15 protein-coding genes are annotated in these 17,547 nt (G+C 55.7%); 5 read left to right on the top strand and 10 right to left on the bottom strand.

The features are described from left to right. Positions 1-36 precede the first annotated feature (36 nt). Both HMPREF1207_RS02470 and HMPREF1207_RS02475 read right to left on the bottom strand, forming a co-directional pair. Positions 37-3,387 (bottom strand): DEAD/DEAH box helicase, encoded by a 3,351-nt coding sequence (locus HMPREF1207_RS02470; protein WP_016423427.1) that lies wholly within the window; start codon positions 3,385-3,387, stop codon positions 37-39. Between the two features lie 314 nt (positions 3,388-3,701). Next, complete coding sequence (locus HMPREF1207_RS02475) at positions 3,702-6,146, bottom strand: heavy metal translocating P-type ATPase (RefSeq protein WP_009672695.1); 2,445 nt, start codon at positions 6,144-6,146, stop codon at positions 3,702-3,704. 255 nt (positions 6,147-6,401) lie between these two features. On the opposite strand from HMPREF1207_RS02475, the gene HMPREF1207_RS02480 reads away from it, so the two are divergent. Next, positions 6,402-7,661, top strand: coding sequence for a WD40/YVTN/BNR-like repeat-containing protein (locus tag HMPREF1207_RS02480; protein WP_009672830.1), 1,260 nt, complete (start codon positions 6,402-6,404; stop codon positions 7,659-7,661). A 92-nt stretch (positions 7,662-7,753) separates the two neighbouring features. Here the strand turns inward: HMPREF1207_RS02480 and HMPREF1207_RS02485 are convergent, their stop codons facing one another. From HMPREF1207_RS02485 to HMPREF1207_RS02505, 5 genes are all read right to left on the bottom strand, one after another. Further along, positions 7,754-8,473, bottom strand: coding sequence for an AAA family ATPase (locus tag HMPREF1207_RS02485; RefSeq protein WP_016423428.1), 720 nt, complete (start codon positions 8,471-8,473; stop codon positions 7,754-7,756). A gap of 339 nt (positions 8,474-8,812) precedes the next feature. Continuing rightward, positions 8,813-9,196 carry a (2Fe-2S) ferredoxin domain-containing protein gene (locus HMPREF1207_RS02490; RefSeq protein ID WP_009672718.1) on the bottom strand — a complete coding sequence of 128 codons (384 nt, stop codon included), beginning with the start codon at positions 9,194-9,196 and terminating at the stop codon, positions 8,813-8,815. Between the two features lie 160 nt (positions 9,197-9,356). Continuing rightward, positions 9,357-9,614 carry a DUF4083 family protein gene (locus HMPREF1207_RS02495; protein ID WP_009672822.1) on the bottom strand — a complete coding sequence of 86 codons (258 nt, stop codon included), beginning with the start codon at positions 9,612-9,614 and terminating at the stop codon, positions 9,357-9,359. An 86-nt stretch (positions 9,615-9,700) separates the two neighbouring features. Next, positions 9,701-10,087 carry a VOC family protein gene (locus HMPREF1207_RS02500; RefSeq protein ID WP_009672765.1) on the bottom strand — a complete coding sequence of 129 codons (387 nt, stop codon included), beginning with the start codon at positions 10,085-10,087 and terminating at the stop codon, positions 9,701-9,703. Between the two features lie 13 nt (positions 10,088-10,100). Beyond that, complete coding sequence (locus HMPREF1207_RS02505) at positions 10,101-10,463, bottom strand: hypothetical protein (protein WP_009672703.1); 363 nt, start codon at positions 10,461-10,463, stop codon at positions 10,101-10,103. Between the two features lie 421 nt (positions 10,464-10,884). On the opposite strand from HMPREF1207_RS02505, the gene HMPREF1207_RS02510 reads away from it, so the two are divergent. Then, positions 10,885-11,778, top strand: coding sequence for a DUF2268 domain-containing protein (locus tag HMPREF1207_RS02510; RefSeq protein ID WP_009672678.1), 894 nt, complete (start codon positions 10,885-10,887; stop codon positions 11,776-11,778). A 41-nt stretch (positions 11,779-11,819) separates the two neighbouring features. On the opposite strand, the gene fabF is transcribed toward HMPREF1207_RS02510, so the two are convergent. Beyond that, a complete protein-coding gene (gene fabF / locus HMPREF1207_RS02515) occupies positions 11,820-13,058 on the bottom strand; it encodes a beta-ketoacyl-ACP synthase II (protein WP_009672900.1) in 1,239 nt (412 codons plus the stop codon). Between the two features lie 122 nt (positions 13,059-13,180). On the opposite strand from fabF, the gene HMPREF1207_RS02520 reads away from it, so the two are divergent. Next, positions 13,181-14,020 (top strand): helix-turn-helix transcriptional regulator, encoded by an 840-nt coding sequence (locus HMPREF1207_RS02520; RefSeq protein WP_009672908.1) that lies wholly within the window; start codon positions 13,181-13,183, stop codon positions 14,018-14,020. Between the two features lie 348 nt (positions 14,021-14,368). Here the strand turns inward: HMPREF1207_RS02520 and HMPREF1207_RS02525 are convergent, their stop codons facing one another. Both HMPREF1207_RS02525 and HMPREF1207_RS02530 read right to left on the bottom strand, forming a co-directional pair. Further along, the gene (locus HMPREF1207_RS02525; protein ID WP_009672755.1) at positions 14,369-14,608 is read right to left on the bottom strand and encodes a hypothetical protein; all 240 of its coding nucleotides are present in this window, start codon (positions 14,606-14,608) and stop codon (positions 14,369-14,371) included. A gap of 116 nt (positions 14,609-14,724) precedes the next feature. Next, positions 14,725-15,246, bottom strand: coding sequence for a DNA topology modulation protein (locus tag HMPREF1207_RS02530; RefSeq protein WP_009672885.1), 522 nt, complete (start codon positions 15,244-15,246; stop codon positions 14,725-14,727). Between the two features lie 196 nt (positions 15,247-15,442). On the opposite strand from HMPREF1207_RS02530, the gene HMPREF1207_RS02535 reads away from it, so the two are divergent. Further along, positions 15,443-15,781, top strand: coding sequence for a YrdB family protein (locus HMPREF1207_RS02535; RefSeq protein ID WP_009672777.1), 339 nt, complete (start codon positions 15,443-15,445; stop codon positions 15,779-15,781). Positions 15,782-15,919: 138 nt separating this feature from the next. Continuing rightward, complete coding sequence (locus HMPREF1207_RS02540) at positions 15,920-17,542, top strand: spore germination protein (RefSeq protein ID WP_009672897.1); 1,623 nt, start codon at positions 15,920-15,922, stop codon at positions 17,540-17,542. The last annotated feature ends 5 nt before the right edge of the window (positions 17,543-17,547 follow it).

Below are 17,547 nucleotides of genomic sequence, written 5' to 3' on the forward strand. Positions count from 1 at the left end.
TCGTTATGAACTTTACACGATCACGTAACGTGAGGGTCAATCCCCGTTTTCGCCTATTTCCATCTTGTCGTCCAGCATCAGGATGTCGCGAATCTCCTGTTCCGTCATCGTGGACACCGATTCTTCCCCCGGCCGGATCACTTCCTCGATCAGCGTGCGCTTTTTCTGCTGAAGCTGGAACATTTTCTCCTCGACCGTACCCTGGCTGACCAGGCGGATTACCTGCACCACTTTCTTCTGGCCCATCCGGTAAGCCCGGTCCGCAGCCTGCTGCTCGACAGCCGGATTCCACCACAAATCATACAAAATAACCGTGTCCGCTCCCGTCAGGTTAAGTCCGGTTCCCCCCGCTTTCAGCGAAATGAGGAAGACTTCTTTCTCCCCTTCGTTAAAACGGCTGCAAAGCTCTACCCGCTCGCTTCCCTTCGTTTTGCCGTCGAGGTAAAAATGCGGCACCCCTTCGTAGCCGAGCTCCCGGGAAATGAGGCCGAGCATTTCGGTGAACTGCGAGAAAATCAGCATGCGTTTGCCCGCGCTGCGGCATTCCTCTACGATCTCCAGCAGCTGCTCGAACTTGGCCGAGCTTCCCTCGTAACCGTCGACGAACAAAGCGGGATGGCAGCAAATCTGGCGGAGCCGGGTCAAGCCGGCGAGAATACGGATGCGGTTCTGCTGGAAGCTTTCCTCGTGGAGATGCTTGAGCGTCTCATGCCGGAGCTTCGCCAGAAAAGCGGTATACAGCTTCTTCTGCTCCGGCAGCAGCTCCGATGCCTGGACGGTTTCGATTTTATCCGGCAGCTCCTTGAGCACATCGGTTTTGAGCCTGCGCAGCAGAAACGGTCTGGCTCGCCGGGCCACCGCCTCCCGGGACAGCTCGTTAAACGCCTGCCGGGCGGGAAACAGCCCGGGAAAGACCGCGTCGAAGATCGACCACAGTTCTTCGAGCTTGTTTTCTACCGGCGTGCCGGTCAGGGCAAAGCGGTAGGCCGCCTTGATTTGTTTGACGGACTGGGCGGTCTGGGTCGTATAGTTTTTGAACATCTGCGCCTCGTCAAGGATCAGCGTATGAAACGATTCTTTCGCGTAAAGATCCGTGTCCCGCCTCAGCAGCGGATACGAAGTAAGAATGACATCCGCCTTCGATCCTTTGCGCAGAGCGCGGCTGCGCTGCGTTTTCGTCCCGTCGGCGATGACCGCGCGGATTTCCGGCGCGAATTTTTTGAGCTCGTGAAGCCAGTTGTATACCAGCGATGCCGGGGAAACGATCAGCGCGGGCAGCTTCTTTTTCCGGATATCCGGCAGCACGGACACGAGAAAGGCAATGCTCTGAATCGTTTTGCCGAGCCCCATATCGTCCGCCAGAATTCCGCCGAAATGGTAATGAGCCAGCGTTTTCATCCATTGGTAACCGAATTTCTGGTAATCCCTCAGAATGGGAGAGAGCCGCTCCGGCACCGGGAAATCCAGGTTGTCCGGATTCCGCATATTTTCCAGCAGTCGCCGGAACGACTTGCCGAGTTTAACGGAACTGCCTCTTTCCCGCGCGTCCGTCAAATGCAATCCGCGGTTAACCGGCAGACGGAATCCCGTATCCGTCATGTCGCCTTTTCCCGCTCCGGCCTCGTTCATCAGTGCGATAATCTCCTGGAACTCGGCGCTTTCCAAAGGAACAAGAGAGCCGTTCGGCAGCCGGTGATACTTTCTTTTGACCTGCATGGACCGGATCAGATTCCGGATTTCGGCTTCCGGCAGACCGAGCAGCTCGAATTTGAACTCGAGCCAGTCGGTGCGCTCGTCCACTTCTACCGTAATCTGAGGCGGAAAGCCGGTATACAGCCTTTCTTTTACGGCGGAGGTCGCATATATATCCAGCATCCGCTCGAGCAGGGGAACCGTATGATACAAGAAATCATACTCCGCTTCCTCGTCGTCCCAGAAATAGCCGCCTTCCGTCTTCGCGAACGAGTTCTGTTCCATGAGGCGGATGATGGTTTCCTCTTTCTCGGTGTCCCGCATCACAATATAGTCGGTCCCGCGCTGCCGGCCGGCTTCCTCCAGCGGATTCAGGACCACATTGCCGTAGTGGAATTCCAGACCCGCCAGCAGCCGGTCCCTGACCCGGTCCAGATACAGCTTCGCCTTGAGCGTCGTCTGGTAAATCCGGTCCGACACGGAGGGAGCGATCCGGACCTGTCCGAGCTTCATCAGTCCGGGAACCACTTTCTCCATGAACGGCTCCATCTGGCCCGGTGTAATGGTCAGGCGGTTCCGGTGCGCCGTCTCCATCAGGCGCTTCAGCTCCGCCAGCCGCTTGCAGTGGTGAGCCGGAAGCTCCAGCAGTTCGCCTTGGTGCAGGACGATTCCGTACGTTTCCATCACCGTAATGCGGTCCAGGCCCTGCACGTCCATCCGGTAGCCGTCCGTTTCCGACCGGTCAAAATCGAATTGGAGCGGCAGCGGCTCGCCCGACACCCGTATGCCGTCGTATACTCCTTCCGCCAGCTCCAGCTTGACGCCCGGGGCACGAGCGAGCAGCGGCTGCAGCGTCGTCCACGAAAACGGCGGAATAAGCAGCATCCGCTCGCCTCCCGGAAATGCCTTCGCGGAGGATGCGGACGAATACCCGGTTTCCCTGTACAAGCTCTCGTTCTGGTAAATCTTGATAAGCTGCCGCAGAACGTCATCATGCTCCTGCCGGAAACCGTGAAGATTCGGCTCATACGTGAACACTCTGGAAAATTCGTACGCTTCCCTGCGGTCGAGCCGCTCCAGGAAATCTCTTATTTTTTGTACGATATATACTCTTTTCGGCCCGATTTTCAGTTCGGCGGCGAACATGACTTTACGAAACCCGTAGGCGAAAGGCCGGATCACGATTTCCAGATCCAGCATCTCCCTCTCATCCCGCGTAAAACGGGTGCTCCCCGGCCGCCTGCTTCCTCCGAAAAGCCCCAGCATGCTGCGGGTCAATTCGGTGTCATAAGGGGGAGCTTCCCCCGTTTGGCCGGGTTCCGGCAATCCGGAAGGTGCGGCTGCGCTTTCGCTCCGGCCTTCAGACGAACGTTCAAGCAGAGCCGCGCCCGGGAAATCCTTGTCCGTCCGGCTTGAATCCAGCAGCTTGAGCAGCACGGCCGCCGTATGCTTGCAGGATTGTCTGAAAGAAGGAAGCGACGGGCAGGTGCACTCCGCGTTGATGCCGCCTCCGGACTGCACGCTCACTTTTACGAGATAGCTCTCGCGGTCGTCCACGGTCGCCTCCACACTCTGCAGGACGGGATCATGGTAGGTAAAAACAACTTTCCCGGAGCGGTTCAGCGCCTCTCCTTTATCGTAAGCGGTCCGGCCGCATAACAGCTGGATCGCTTTGCGTGTCAATGCAGAACTCATCCGGTACTCCTTTCCGGCAAAAAAAATCTCTTTTTTGTCCGTCCTGGTTCGGACGTCGTGTCCTCTTATGATACCAGAATGGACGGGAAAGAAAAGAAAGAGCCTTCCCGAAGCCGCATAGGTTTCAGGAAAGCTCTTTACAAGTGTTTTTGTTCCGGCTCCCGTATGAGCGCGGATTCGACCGACCGCCGCGCGCAGGGCCGCAGCGAGCGCCTGGGATTCGCGCGCGTTGGAAAGGCCCACGCCAGCCCGCGGAAGGGCGGACAATGCTCTCACGGGAGCCGTACTTTCGTCCGGACCGGGGGCCGCGAGACTTACAACTTAACCCGCTGCAGCCTCAGCGCATTCAGCACGACGGACACCGAGCTGAGCGCCATGGCGGCTCCGGCGATCCAAGGGGCAAGCAGGCCCAGTGCGGCGACCGGAATGCCGAGCGTGTTGTAACCGAGCGCCCAGAACAGGTTCTGACGGATGTTGCCCATCGTTCTGCGGCTCATATAGATCGCATCCGGGATCGAGTTGAGATCGCCGCGCATCAGGGTGACGTCCGCCGCCTCCATGGCGACATCCGTGCCAGTGCCGATCGCCATGCCGATATCCGCCTGCGCCAGCGCCGGAGCATCATTGATGCCGTCGCCGACCATCGCCACCTTCTTGCCCTGGGCTTGAAGCTTCTTCACTTCCTCGGCTTTGCCTTCGGGAAGCACCTCCGCCCTTACCTGGTCGATCCCGACCTGGCGGGCGATCGCCTGAGCGGTGCGCTCGTTGTCGCCGGTAATCATGATGACTTCGATGCCCATTCCCTTCAGACGGGCAACGGCCTCTTTCGACGTTTCCTTGACGGTATCGGCGACCGCAACGAGCCCGGCATAGCTGCGGTTGACCGCAACGAGCATGGCCGTTTTGCCTTCCTGCTCCAGCCGCGCCATTGTTTCGCCCGCATGCCCCGCATCCACCTCGTAGCGGCTCATCAGCTTGCGCGTTCCCGCCAGAACTTCCTGTCCGTCCACGACCGCACGGATTCCGAAGCCGGGAATGGCTTCAAATTCGGACGAAGCCGGAACAGAGACGCCTCGTGCCGCAATCCCGCTGACGATCGCTTCCGCCAGAGGATGCTCCGAATTTTTCTCCGCGGCGCCCAGAAGCTCCAGGAACCGTCTCTCGTCCATCGAAGCGGTCAACACATCCGTAAGCTCGGGTTTGCCTTTCGTGACGGTTCCCGTTTTGTCCAAAATAATCGCGTCGATTCCGTGCGTGGATTCCAAGTGCTCTCCGCCTTTGAAAAGAATCCCGAGCTCCGCCGCCCGTCCGGAACCCGCCATAATCGACGTCGGTGTCGCCAATCCGAGCGCGCAAGGGCAGGCAATGACGAGTATGGCGATCGCTTTTTCCAGCGCTCCCGCAAAATCGCCCGGCGTGACCCAGAAATACCAGATCACAAACGCCGCGAGCGCAATACCGACGACAATCGGTACGAAAATGCCGGATATGACGTCCGCCACGCGCTGGATCGGTGCTTTGGAGCCTTGGGCTTCCTCGACCACTTTAATAATCTGGGCCAAAGCGGTATCCTTGCCGACTTTGGTCGCCCGGATTCTCAGACTGCCGTTTTTGTTGAGCGTCGCCCCGATGACCGGATCTCCGGCCTTTTTGCCGACGGGCAGGCTCTCGCCGGTCAGCATCGACTCATCCACCGAAGAGCTGCCTTCCAGCACTTCTCCGTCCACCGGTATTTTCTCGCCGGGTTTGACCAGGACGATATCGCCCGCGATCACTTCTTCGACCGGCACCGCCGCTTCTTTCCCGTCCCGGATGACTAGCGCCGTTTTGGCCTGCAGCCCCATCAGCGATTTGATCGCTTCCGAGGTGCGGCCTTTGGCCAGCGACTCGAATAATTTGCCGAGCAGAACGAGCGTGATCAGGACCGCACTCGTTTCGTAATACATCTCCGGCCCGTCGTGAACGCTGCCGCCGTGCCTTGCCCACTCTACGGTCAGATAGAGGCTGTAGAAATAAGCCGCGGAAGTTCCGAGCGACACAAGCACGTCCATGTTGGCGCTTTTGTTGCGCAGGGCTTTGTAAGCGCCCGTATAGAACTGACGTCCGATATAAAACTGCACCGGGGTGGCCATCGCAAGCTGGAACCACGGGTTCATAAACAAGTCGGGCAGCCAGACCCACGACATAAAGGAAAAGTGGCTGACCATCGACCAGAGCAGCGGCAGGGACAGAATCGCCGAGAGAATCAGCTTGCGCTTGTGCCGCTTGAGCTCCTCCTGCCGGTGTACCGCAGGGTCTCCCTGTTCCTGCTTGAGAAGTGCCTTGTAGCCCAGCTTCTCGACTTTGTGCTGCATATCGGCAGGCATAACCTCGCCCGGCTCGTACTCGACATGCGCGGTTTCGAGCGCGAAGTTGACGGTTGCGGATGTGACGCCCGGCATTTTGGCAAGCCCTTTCTCAATCCGGTTGGCGCACGCTGCGCACGTCATTCCCTCCAGCTGAAAATCCACGGAATCCTTCACGGTGCTGTAGCCCAGCTTGCCGATTTTCTCTTCCAATTGTGCCGTATTCACCCGGGAAGGATCGTAGGTGACGGTCGCGCGTTCCAGAGCGAAATTCACATTAGCGGTTTGCACACCGTCGACTTTATTCAGCCCTTTCTCGATCCGGTTGGCACAAGCCGCGCAGGTCATTCCCGCTATTTGCAAATTCGCCTGTTTCGTCGCCTCTTCTCCGGCCGCTTTCACGTTTGCTGCCATTCGAAACACCTCTTTCCGCCTCTGAAAATCTTCGTCTTATAAGATGAGAAAAGTCCCTCTTCTTCATTCGGTTAATTATAGTATACCCCCCTACCCTATATTTAGCAAGAGGCCTTCTCCATTTATTTCAAAAAAGTAACAATCCTTCGAAATGTGCTCCTTAAGCCGCGCGAAAGGGTAATAATGAAGAGAAGACGAAAGACGAACCAGACTACGGCATGTTGGAACAGCATGTATCGAAACGGAGTGATCGCTATGAACACGACGAAACTTCCCGTCAAAAAAACCGCCTTCCTTGCGGTTCTCACGGCGGTATCCCTTACCGCCTGCAGCTCTATCGGCCCTGCGGCGGCGGGGGATCCGACCGGCAGCGGCAGTACAGCGGCATCGGTCGCCGCAAGCCCGGGTCCCGCTTCCGGAACGGCTGCTCCGGCAAGCGCAGCGCCTGTGCCTTCGGTTAAGCCGGATCAGATCCAGACCCGGTTGACCGATTTTCAGTTGATCTCGGATGCGGCGGGTTTCGCCTGGGGAGAGACGAACGGCTCCCTGCGCTTATACCGCACCGATGACGGCGGACGAAACTGGACTCTCCTGAGTCCCTGGGACGACACGTTCAAAAGCGGAGCGCCTTTGGCGGGCGGCTCCCTCTACTTCCTCGACGCGCAGCACGGATGGACGGCCGCAGCGGATGACGGCCGGAAAACCGTGACCGCTTTTACGGCCGACGGCGGGCAGAGCTGGACCAAAGGTACCCTGGATAAGCCGACTTATGCCGCCGGTCTCTCTTTTGCCGATCCCCTGCACGGCTGGATGCTCACCTCTTCCGATGCGGCGATGGGCAAATCGGAGAAAACGCTGTACGCCACGGACAACGGCGGCAAGGTCTGGAAACCGCTGACGAGCGTTTCCCTGGATAAGCCCGTGCCCGGAGCGCTGCCCCTGTCGGGACATGCATCCGGCATGACTTTCAAGGACGCCGCCAGCGGCTGGATTGCCCTCGCGGGCCATGAAGAAAAACCGGTCCTGTACCGCACGCGGGACAGCGGGAAAACGTGGAACGTCGTTCCGATGAAGGTCCCGCAGGAGTTGAATGATTCTTCGGTCACACTGGACGGGGCTCCCGTATTTTTCAAGGATGAACCGGACAAAGGCTGGATTCCCGTACGGACGGTGAGCGGCAATACGGAAAGCCGCGACGCTTATGTGACGAAGGACGGCGGGCAAACGTGGTCCTTTAAGCAAACCGGCATGCAAAACGCGCTCACTTTTGCGGACAGCTTGCACGGCTGGGGATTCAAGGATAAAGTTCTCCATGCCACTTCGGATGGCGGCACAACCTGGAACCCGGTTTCATCCGATCCGGTTTTGACGGATACGCTCAAAAATAATCCGAACGTGATCCGGCTCGGATTCGCCGGTCCGCAGACGGGCTGGCTGCTGCTCGGCTCGGAGGACGGCAAGAAATCGAAGCTGCTTAAGACGTCCGATGCAGGCAAGCATTGGATTTTGTTGTAGCTTTCCCCGTGGCCCGCAGCTGCAATCGCATAACCTCAAAAAGCAATCCTTCCTTTCGGACGGGATTGCTTTTTGAGGTTTGAACTCGCCGATCAATCCAGCAGTTCCTGGAGATAGAAAGAACGATTTTCCAGAAAGCGGCGGGTAATCCGGTAATGGTCGGTTTCCTCATACGCAGTGAGGCGGACCGGAGATTCGTTGAAATTGTAGATGTCCGCATGGGGATAACCCAGCAAAATAGGCGAATGAGTGGCGATTATAAGCTGCGACGTCCGGGCCAGTTCATGGATCATGCTCAGAAAAACGAGCTGGCGGGCCGGAGATAACGCGGCTTCCGGCTCATCGAGCAGATAGATGCCTCTTCTTCCGAAGCGGTTCTTGAACAGGGACAGAAAAGATTCGCCGTGCGACTGCTCATGAAGCGACCTGCCGCCGTAACTGTCATAAGCCCTGCGGTCTTCCCGCGCCAGTTCGTCGATATGACTGGCGAAATGATAGAACGACTCCGCCCGCAGAAAAAAACCCTCGTTCATCTTCGGCATCCAGGAGAGGCGCAAATAATCGCCCAGCTTTGCCTCCGACGAATCCAGCTCGTACAGATTGTTCCGGCTGCCTCCCGCCGTATTGAACCCGCATTGGTAAGCGATCGCTTCCATCAGGGTCGATTTGCCGGAGCCGTTCTCGCCGACGAAAAACGTGACGTTTTTATGGAATTTCAGCCGGTCGAGCTTGTCGATCGCCGGAATATGAAACGGGTACTCGTGCGGATTCCGAATTTTCTCGTGCAGTTTGATCACTTCGTGCAGGTACATCGTAACGCTCCGTTCCGTTGCGGATGAATCTGAAGCCGGTGCGGTGGTTAAGCAGAAACTCATCCGCTGCTTTTTTAGCCTGCAGACTACTTCTCCTTCCGGCACGCAATCCCCTGCAATCCCACCCGTCAAAAAAACCGAAAAAACCAGACTCTGCTGTGCAGAACCGGCTCTTCAGGTATTCCATAGCGTGAAGGAGAGCGATGAGGGCGTCAGCGGTGACGACCTGTCTGAGGACTGCCCGGCGAATTTCTTGCCATGCCGGACGGTTCGCTAGTAAGAAGCGTGTCCGCCTGCCTGCGCTTGATGCTGCGTTCAAATCGCTGCTGTTTCTTCCGCTTACTTCGTCTGTGCTTCTTTCCGCTTCGTCTTGCTCTGGCCTTCTTTCGTATCCGGTCTGGCCGCGAGTTCGTCGTCATAGGTATAGCTGATGTGTGCTTCCACTGGGCTTCCGCCGATCAGATGCTCACGGACAATGCGCCTCCCGATTTCAGGGGTCACCTCTTTGTACCATACCCCCTCCGGGTACACGGTAATGACGCAGGCATCCTCGCATCTGCCCTGACAGCGCGTCCGGGTCGTATGGATCCGGCCATCCGCTTCCTGCAGCTTGATCTCATCGCGCATCGCCTCGACGACTTCTTCCGCTCCTTTTTTGGTACAGCTGCCCCCGTTGCAAAAGAAAAGATGATGTTTCATGCCGTTCAGATTCCAAGTTGTCATCATGGTCTCCTTTTATAAAATAGGAATTGGAAAATAATTAATTATTCGTAACTATTACGATAAAACGTATCGTACACAGATTTCGCGGATCTGTCAACGGATCCATCAAAAAAACCGCCTTCCCGCAAGGAGAAGACGGCCTTATGATTCGAGATCCGATTCAGTAACGCCGCTCATCCTCAGGCTCGTTAACTAAACGCTCCCGATCCTGATTCTTCTGCACGTTCTGCGGCTGCATGTCCAGCAAACGGTCCAGTTTCTCCTCGATTCTTTGCAGCTTGGTCAGTGTGAACAGTCTGCGGTTGACTCTAGTCCGGATAAACATCGATAAGCTGGTAATAAAAATAGCGATGAATCCGAAGATAACAAGCAAGTAAACGATGCTGGCCCAGGAAACGAACCCGATCGTGTCCATCATTTTTTGTTCAACCTCGTTTCATTTAATCGGTCTTGAATCTTTCCGCTTGCGTACTTGCGTCTTCCGGCCTTGCGGTCTATCAACTTTCAGCCGATTTCTCTCGAAAGCACTTCAATCTCGTGTTTGTTGCGCTCCCCGTGCCCGATACGGAGCCGATGCCCGTCCAAATCGCGGATCACGAACTCTCTCATTCCCCAAGACTTGGATTGGATCTCCTCTATGAAATCCACCTTCTGCGTTTTCAAAAATTGATAGACTTGATCCGCGTTTCGGACAAAAAAATAAAGCGTCTGAACTTCGACCTTGTCCGATTTCGTAAAATGAACCTCGATATTCCCATTGTAGACCGATCCGTATGTATCTTCCAGAACCCAAGCCAGGTCAAACTTTAGCACGTCGCGGTAAAATTCAAGCGCCTTGAATACATTTTTAACGGGCAGTACCGGTGCTTGATGCTGAATATATTTCTTCATTTTCTTCTCCTTATTATAGTGAGCGCAGATGCCTGTCTGTGCGTCTTTCCCGGATGATTCCCACGATCCACACCAATAAATTCAATCCAACGAGATTTGAAACCAGATACATCCACCAGGTGTACAAACCGAATCCTTGAGGATGCGTGTTCATGTAAAGCAATAAAATCCATCCGAAAAAGCGGACTCCGTTTAAGAGCCATGAATCTTTCCGAAACAAAATAGCTCCCGGCTCAACCGGAACATCCCTGTATTTCACCAGAGAAAGTGCAAAAAGTAAGAGATGCATAATCACGTAAATCACAGCAACAAACAGAGGATACACAATCATGGCAAACAATGCGCCTATCAAATTATCCGCTTCGGATGCACCCACATCCCCTTAAAAAACGAAGTGCTCGAACTTTTTATATTCCGTGAAGCAGGAAAGCAGCGATAACAGACAGCTGAGTACAAAATAAGATCCTTTCTTCATAAGACTCGCTCCCGAAGAAAAATCAACCTCTTCCAGTATATGGTTTATCGTTGGCTGTTACAACTATTTATCTCGCCATAGTTTTCTTACCGCATAATCCCCTCCAGCCCTCACGTCTGTTGTTCCTTAGCCATGTATTCGACAGACTTCCATCTTATTCCTTTTCCTTTTATGTAAGACTATGTAAGATTTTATCTTTTTATATGACAAATAAAAGACAGCTCACAGGAGCTGTCTCTAAACGCCGGATCTCTTTCCGTCTCCCCCTTGACCCTCACGTTACGTGATCGTTTAGACTGGCGACAGGAGGTGGCTACCCCTTATGAAACTTGCCATAGAACCGACATTGAACCACTATGCCAGCCTGTATGACCTGCCTGAGGGCGAACGGGAAAATTATTTCCGTTATACGATGATGAAACCTTTCGAAACGATGTGGAACCTCATCGGGGTTCCGCTCAAAGCAGGGCAGCCCAGAGGCTATGACGTCCTGACTGCTTCGGGAATGCTCGGCTATCTCTCTGTCCGCGAGACGGAGTCCGGCCTGGCGGCGCTGGAGAAACTCCGGCAGGCGAAGGCGGAGGAGACAGCCTTGTCCGCCCTGCGGCGCTGCATGAGCTTTGCCGAGCAGGCGGAGCTGCGGGTCCGCGCGGACGAGCTCCGGTTCGGCCTGTATCTCGCCGATCCCCTCAAGCTTGAGCTTCAAGGAGGAACATGCGGGTTCGGAGGCATTCCCGGATACATCCAGGTCATGCTTCATCCGACCGAATGGAATTTACCCCGGCTTCCCGCCGTCATCGCCCACGAATTCCATCATAATCTGCGGTTTTCCTATTTCGGCTGGGATCACGGAAATGTGACGCTGGGCGATTATCTCGTCATCGAAGGCCTTGCCGAGTCGTTTGCCCGCGAGCTGTTCGGCGAGGAGCTGCTTGGCCCCTGGGTCACCTCCATGGAGCCGGACGATTTCGAATACTCGCTCCATGTGTTCAAAGACGCCCTGGCCCTCAAAGGGTTTGCCGAAGTCAGCAGCTACATGTTCGGAGACTTGTACGCCAGAGAGCAGGGGTTTGCTCCTGCGGGCGTGTCCCCTTTTGCAGGGTATTCGGTCGGCTATGCCGCCGTCCAAGCTTTTCTCGGAGCGAACGATGTGACCATCGGTGAAGCGACTTTGCTGGGTACCGAAGAAATTCTCGGAAGCTGCGGGTTATTCTGAAATGACTCCAGAGGCAGCACACGACCATGGCCCCGGTATGGCTACTCCCTGTACTTGCGCAGCACGATGACCGCATTGTGCCCGCCGAAACCGAACGAGTTCGAGAGACCGATTTCGAGCTCCGCTTTTCTCGCCGTGCCGGGAACATAATCCAGATCGCAGTCCGGGTCCCTTTGCTCCAGATTAATCGTCGGAGGAATGATGCCTTCCTGCAAAGTTTTGACGAGCGCGATCGCTTCCGCCCCGCCCGCGGCTCCGAGCATGTGGCCGGTCATCGATTTGTTGGCCGTGACGGGTATGCGGTAAGCGTCTTCTCCGAAGAGATTTTTGATCGCGCTCGTCTCGGACTTGTCCCCTACCCCCGTACTCGTCGCGTGCGCGCTGATGACGTCCACCTCGCCAGGAGTAATTCCCGCGCTCGCCAGGGCCGATTTCATGGCCTGCTGCGCCCCTCTCCCCTCGGGATGAGTCGCCACCATGTGGTAGGCGTCCGAGCTTGCGCCGTATCCGGTCACTTCGGCGTAGATGCGGGCGTTCCGGCGCTGCGCATGGCTCAGCGACTCCAGAATCAGGATGCCGGCTCCTTCGGCCATCACAAAGCCGTCTCTTCCCGCATCGAACGGGCGGCTCGCTTTCGCGGGTTCCTCGTTGCGCGTGGAGACCGCTGTGGCGTTGCCGAAGCTCGACAGCGAAATTTCGCTGACGGCCGCTTCCGAGCCCCCGGCGATAATGACATCCGCTTCTCCTGTGCGGATCGTTCGGAACGCTTCGCCGATGGCGGTGTTGCCGATGGAGCAGGCCGTAACCGGCGACATCGTCGGTCCGAGCGCCTGATGCCGGATCGAGATCATGGCCGCCGCCATGTTCGAGATCATCATCGGCACAAGCGTGGGGCTAACCCTCTCCGGCCCGCGCTCCAGCAGCACCCGGTTCTGCTCCAGCAGGGTGCCGATTCCGCCGATGCCGGAGCCGACGTACACCCCGACGCGCTCCCGGTCCGTCATGTCCAGATTCAGCTCCGCATCCAGCAGGGCCTGATCGGCGGCGGCCAGAGCGAACTGGCAGAAGCGGTCCATTTTTCTCGCTTCCTTGCGTCCGAATATCGCTTCTCCGTCAAAATCTCGCACAAGTCCGGCAATTTTCGATTTGTAGCGGGTCGTATCGAAGGTATCGATCCGGGAGATCCCCGATTGCCCCTGCACCAGACGTTCCCAAAACGGGGCCACCCCGTTGCCCAGCGGTGAAATAATGCCCATCCCTGTTATCACGACTCGTTCCATCGTACATCCTCCTCTATATAAGCTGTCCATATCCTCATCTTGTCACCGGATGTATCCTATTACAAGTTGTAGTTTATTCTAGTATAATTACTACTACGATAAGGATTCGAGGAGATGAGCGAATGAACAAGGAAGAAAGGCTGGAGGCTCTGTCGGCTTTTCTGAAAAGCCAGCGGGCCAAGCTGCTCCCGCAAAACATGGGGCTCCCCGCCGGGACCAGGCGAAGAACTCCGGGGCTTCGCAGAGAAGAAGTCGCCCAGCTCGCGGGGGTCAGCACGACCTGGTATACGTGGCTGGAGCAGGGACGGGATATTAAAGTGTCGGCCTCCGTGCTGGAAAATATCGCTTCCGCGCTGCAACTGACGGTAGATGAGCGGAAGTACCTCACTTCTCTGGCTCTGGAAGCCAGCTCGGGCATTCGCCTGCTCCAGGAGGAGCTGCCGCAAATTTCCCCCTCCCTGCAGAAAATTTTGCAGGAGCTGAAAAACTGCCCGACCATCATCTCCGACCGCAGGTGTACGATTGTCGGCTGGAACGAGGCGGCCACGCGCGTTTTCCTCGATTTCGAGAAGATTCCGCCCGAACAGCGCAACATGATTTCCCTCCTGTTTGCGCGTAAGGAATTCCGCCGGCTTGCGGTAAACTGGGAAGATTTCGTCAGCGGCTTTCTGGCTATTTTCCGCGCCTATTACGGCCAGTATTTCGAAGACGAGTGGTACAACGGGTTCCTGGCCGAAATGAAGCTCACCTATCCAGAATTCAACCGGCTGTGGGAACAAAGCAAGGTGAGCTCCGCACCGGAAGTTCTGATCGAGTTCCGGCATGCCAAAGCGGGGAAAATGCTGTTCGATCTGACGTCCCTGCAGGTGCACGGGAGCACGGATTTACGCTGCAGCATTTATACTCCCGCGCAGGAATCGTCGACGGAAATGAAGCTGATGCAGCTCATGGACCGGAGCTGACAGACCCTATGCGCCAAACGGCTTGCGCGAGGCAAAACCGGATGGCGTAACATCCGCTTGATTGGCCGACAACGCTCCCCCGGCCGATGCGGTTGATCACCTTCATGCCTGCGCCTAACCACATGCGCCAGGAAACTGGGCGCGGTGCGAAGCGGACGGGGGGAAGGGTGGGGACTTCGGCAGAATCTGGAACGCCCGTGATGAGATGATTCATTGGATTTCCCGCACGTTCCCTCAGGTTCCCACCTCAACCGGTCTCAGGCGCTGAAAAAGCCGGTGTCCGCTTCGTTAAGTGGACACCGGCTTTCTTGTAAGGTCCGGATTGCCGGAATCATCCGGAATCCGTCTTTAGAAGCCCGAATGATACTTGTCCGGGCTGGAAGAATCGGACTTCGTGGCGCTTTTGTCCTTTTCTTCTTTCTGCTCCATATTTAAATCTTCCATGGGAATCGGATCGACGTGTTTTTCGCTTTCGTGAAGATCGAACAAGCTTTCATTCCCGGTCGGATACTGCTCCGGATGGTCGCGGTTGCCCTTTTGCTGAGTCTGGCGTTCCAATTCATGGCTCGGTTTTTTCGGTTCCGTCATGGGACTCACCTTCCTTCGGTAGATATACCTTAAGTACCTCAAACAGAAAAAACTCAAACAAAATCCGCACGAAAACGGCCGTAGAGTCCGAAATTCCCCGCGAAAAATAAGGGGAGTCAGACCAAAGAACGAAAGGAAAGCAGCTCTTCCAGAATGTTTTGCTTGTCCTTTCCGTTCTTCACGATGAAGACACGGACATGGTCTCCGCAGTTCTCCAGCTGTTCCAGGAGCTGCGGTCTTTTGTGCCTCCGGAAGTTCCACACCCATTTGACGAAATCCCAATCAAGCTGTTCCGGACAGCCTTCATTAAGATCCGGCCGCGTCCGGTTGTGATACATAATCCGGCGTTTAAACACCCGGTAGACGACCAGCCAGGAAGGCAGATCGAAAAAAATGACGACATCCGCAGCCTTCAGACGCCTATCCAGCGTCCTTCCGTAATTTCCGTCCATAATCCAAGCGGGCTGCCGGATCAGCTTGCCGATGAATTCGTCCCATTCTTCATTCGGGGTCGGCACCCATCCGGGTTTCCAATAGTACGCGTCCAGATGATAAAGAGGCAGCTCCAGCTTCTCGCCGAGTTCCCGGGCGAAAGTGGATTTTCCCGAACCGCCGGGTCCGATCAGTAATAATTTCATTCCGTTCTCCTGTTCCCCCCCACTTTAGGCGGTTATTTCCGTTTTTTTAAGACAGCCGGAAGATTTTATCAGTTTCGATCACAGAGTGCAATAAAAAGTTGGAGTTCCGACGAAGTAAATTCCTTTCTATTTACAAAACTAACGTCCTTAGTTATTATAAAACTAATAAGATTAGTTTTTGTGAAGGAGTGTTTGTATGGCTGCCGTTTTAGCTGTTAACCTGGGAGTTCGTTTTGTGCTGGAATGCTGCCTTCTCGTCGCGGTCGGCTATTGGGGAATGACGAAAGGAGACGGCTGGATGATGAAGACGCTGCTGGGTGCCGGGGCACCGCTATTGACCGCTGTCGTTTGGGGGCTGTTCATGTCTCCTAAAGCAAGTTATTCCCTTCCTCAGCCGTGGCACCTGCTTATGGAAGCGGCTATCTTCGGTATGGGAACGGCCTCTCTGTTTGCGGCGGGTCATACGCGCCTTGGTGTCCTCTTCCTGTCCTCAGCGGTTGTAAACCGCCTTCTGATGGCTGTCTGGTCGCAATAACCAGCGGACTTCCCCTTTATCCGATTCCCCCCCCTCCCTAGCTGCTCCCTGCTCCTTCTCATTCCTTCTCATCCAGAATAAAGAAAATGCTTGAAGACAAACTAAGAAGACTTCACGAGTAAAGGCAGAGGATACGCCATGGCATTCTTTCTTCGCGGTTTTCCCAAAATTGCAAACCGTCCTCCCAAACGGCAGCCGCGGCAGCAGCCGTCTCCGGGTACTTCGAACGCCGGTTCCGCAAAAGCAGCCGGCGCCGCAGAAGAACCGGGCGGCGCTTCGCTGGCGGAAAGAACGGGTTGGCTGAAAACGCTGCTCGCCCATTGTTCCGATGTCGTTTATCACACCTTTACGGCAGGGAAAAATACGCCCTGCCTCCTTGTCTACATCGAAGGGGCCGTGGACCGGAATGATCTGCAGCAGAGTGTACTGAAAGTGATTCTAGGCGATCGGTTCGTACAAGGAGAAGAATCTCTCGCAGGGAACCTCTTCGACTGCAAAATGCTTCCTGCCGACCGGCAGAAAACACTCCTGACGATGAAAGATGCGCTTCAGGATATTTTGGAAGGCAGCGCTGTGCTTCTGCTCGACCAGGAGTCCCGCATGATGTCGTTCGGGCTAAGCTCCTACATCAAAAGGCAAATCGACGAACCGAACAGTGAAACCGTTATCCGCGGACCTCGGGAGGCGTTTGTCGAGAGCATCCAGGACAACTTGTCCATGCTCCGAAAACGGCTCCGAACGCACAATTTCAAATGCGTGGAACAAATCATCGGCACGAAGACCCGCACACGGGTCATTACGGTCTACATGGAAGACGTCTGCAGTCCGGCGCTGGTCGATGAAGCAGCCCGGCGGCTGGCCGATATCGAGATCGATTCGGTTATGGGCTCCAGCTATCTGGAGGAATTTATCGAAGACAATCCGTACTCTCCTTTTCCGCAGCTGCAATATACGGAACGCCCCGATGTCGTCGCCGCCGCCCTTCTCGAAGGCAGAATCGCCGTTATTGTGGAAGGTACGCCCATTGTCATTATGGCGCCCACAACCTTGTTCATGATGATGCAGTCCCCCGAAGATTATTACCAGCGGTTCTGGGCGGGATCCTGGATCCGCTGGATCCGTTACGTGTTCCTGTTCGTTTCTTTACTGCTGCCGTCCTTTTATATCGCCGTTACGACGTTTCATCCGGAAACGATCCCGGAAAGAATGCTGATTACGATCGCTTCATCCAGAGAGGTCGTCCCTTTCTCGGCGTTTGTCGAGGCGCTGATCATGGAAGTTTTCTTCGAAGCTCTTAGGGAAGCGGCTACGCGTATCCCGAAATCGGTCGGGCAGGCCGTCTCCATCATCGGCGCGCTCATTATCGGGACGGCAGCCGTGCAGGCGGGCATCGCCTCGGCGGCGATGGTCATTATCGTCTCGCTGACGGGCATCGCCTCTTTTATTATCCCGCACTACGATCTCGGGCTCTCGTTCCGGCTGCTGCGCTTCCCCATCATGATCCTGGCGGGCGGATTCGGGCTGGTGGGCATTGCCTGCGCCATGATCCTCATCTATATCCATCTCACGGAGCTGAAGTCGTTCGGCATCCCCTACCTGTCTCCGGTCGTGCCGATGGTTCCGAAGGATATGAAAGACATTTTCGTGAGAGCTCCGTGGTGGACCATGATCACGCGGCCCAAGTTTACGTCCTCCCGCAATCTTCACAGGCAGAAGCCGAACGGCCGCAAGTGGGCAAATCCCGCCGAGGAAGGAGATTGAAGAGC

Source organism: Paenibacillus sp. HGH0039, assembly GCF_000411255.1.
Classification (GTDB): domain Bacteria; phylum Bacillota; class Bacilli; order Paenibacillales; family NBRC-103111; genus Paenibacillus_F.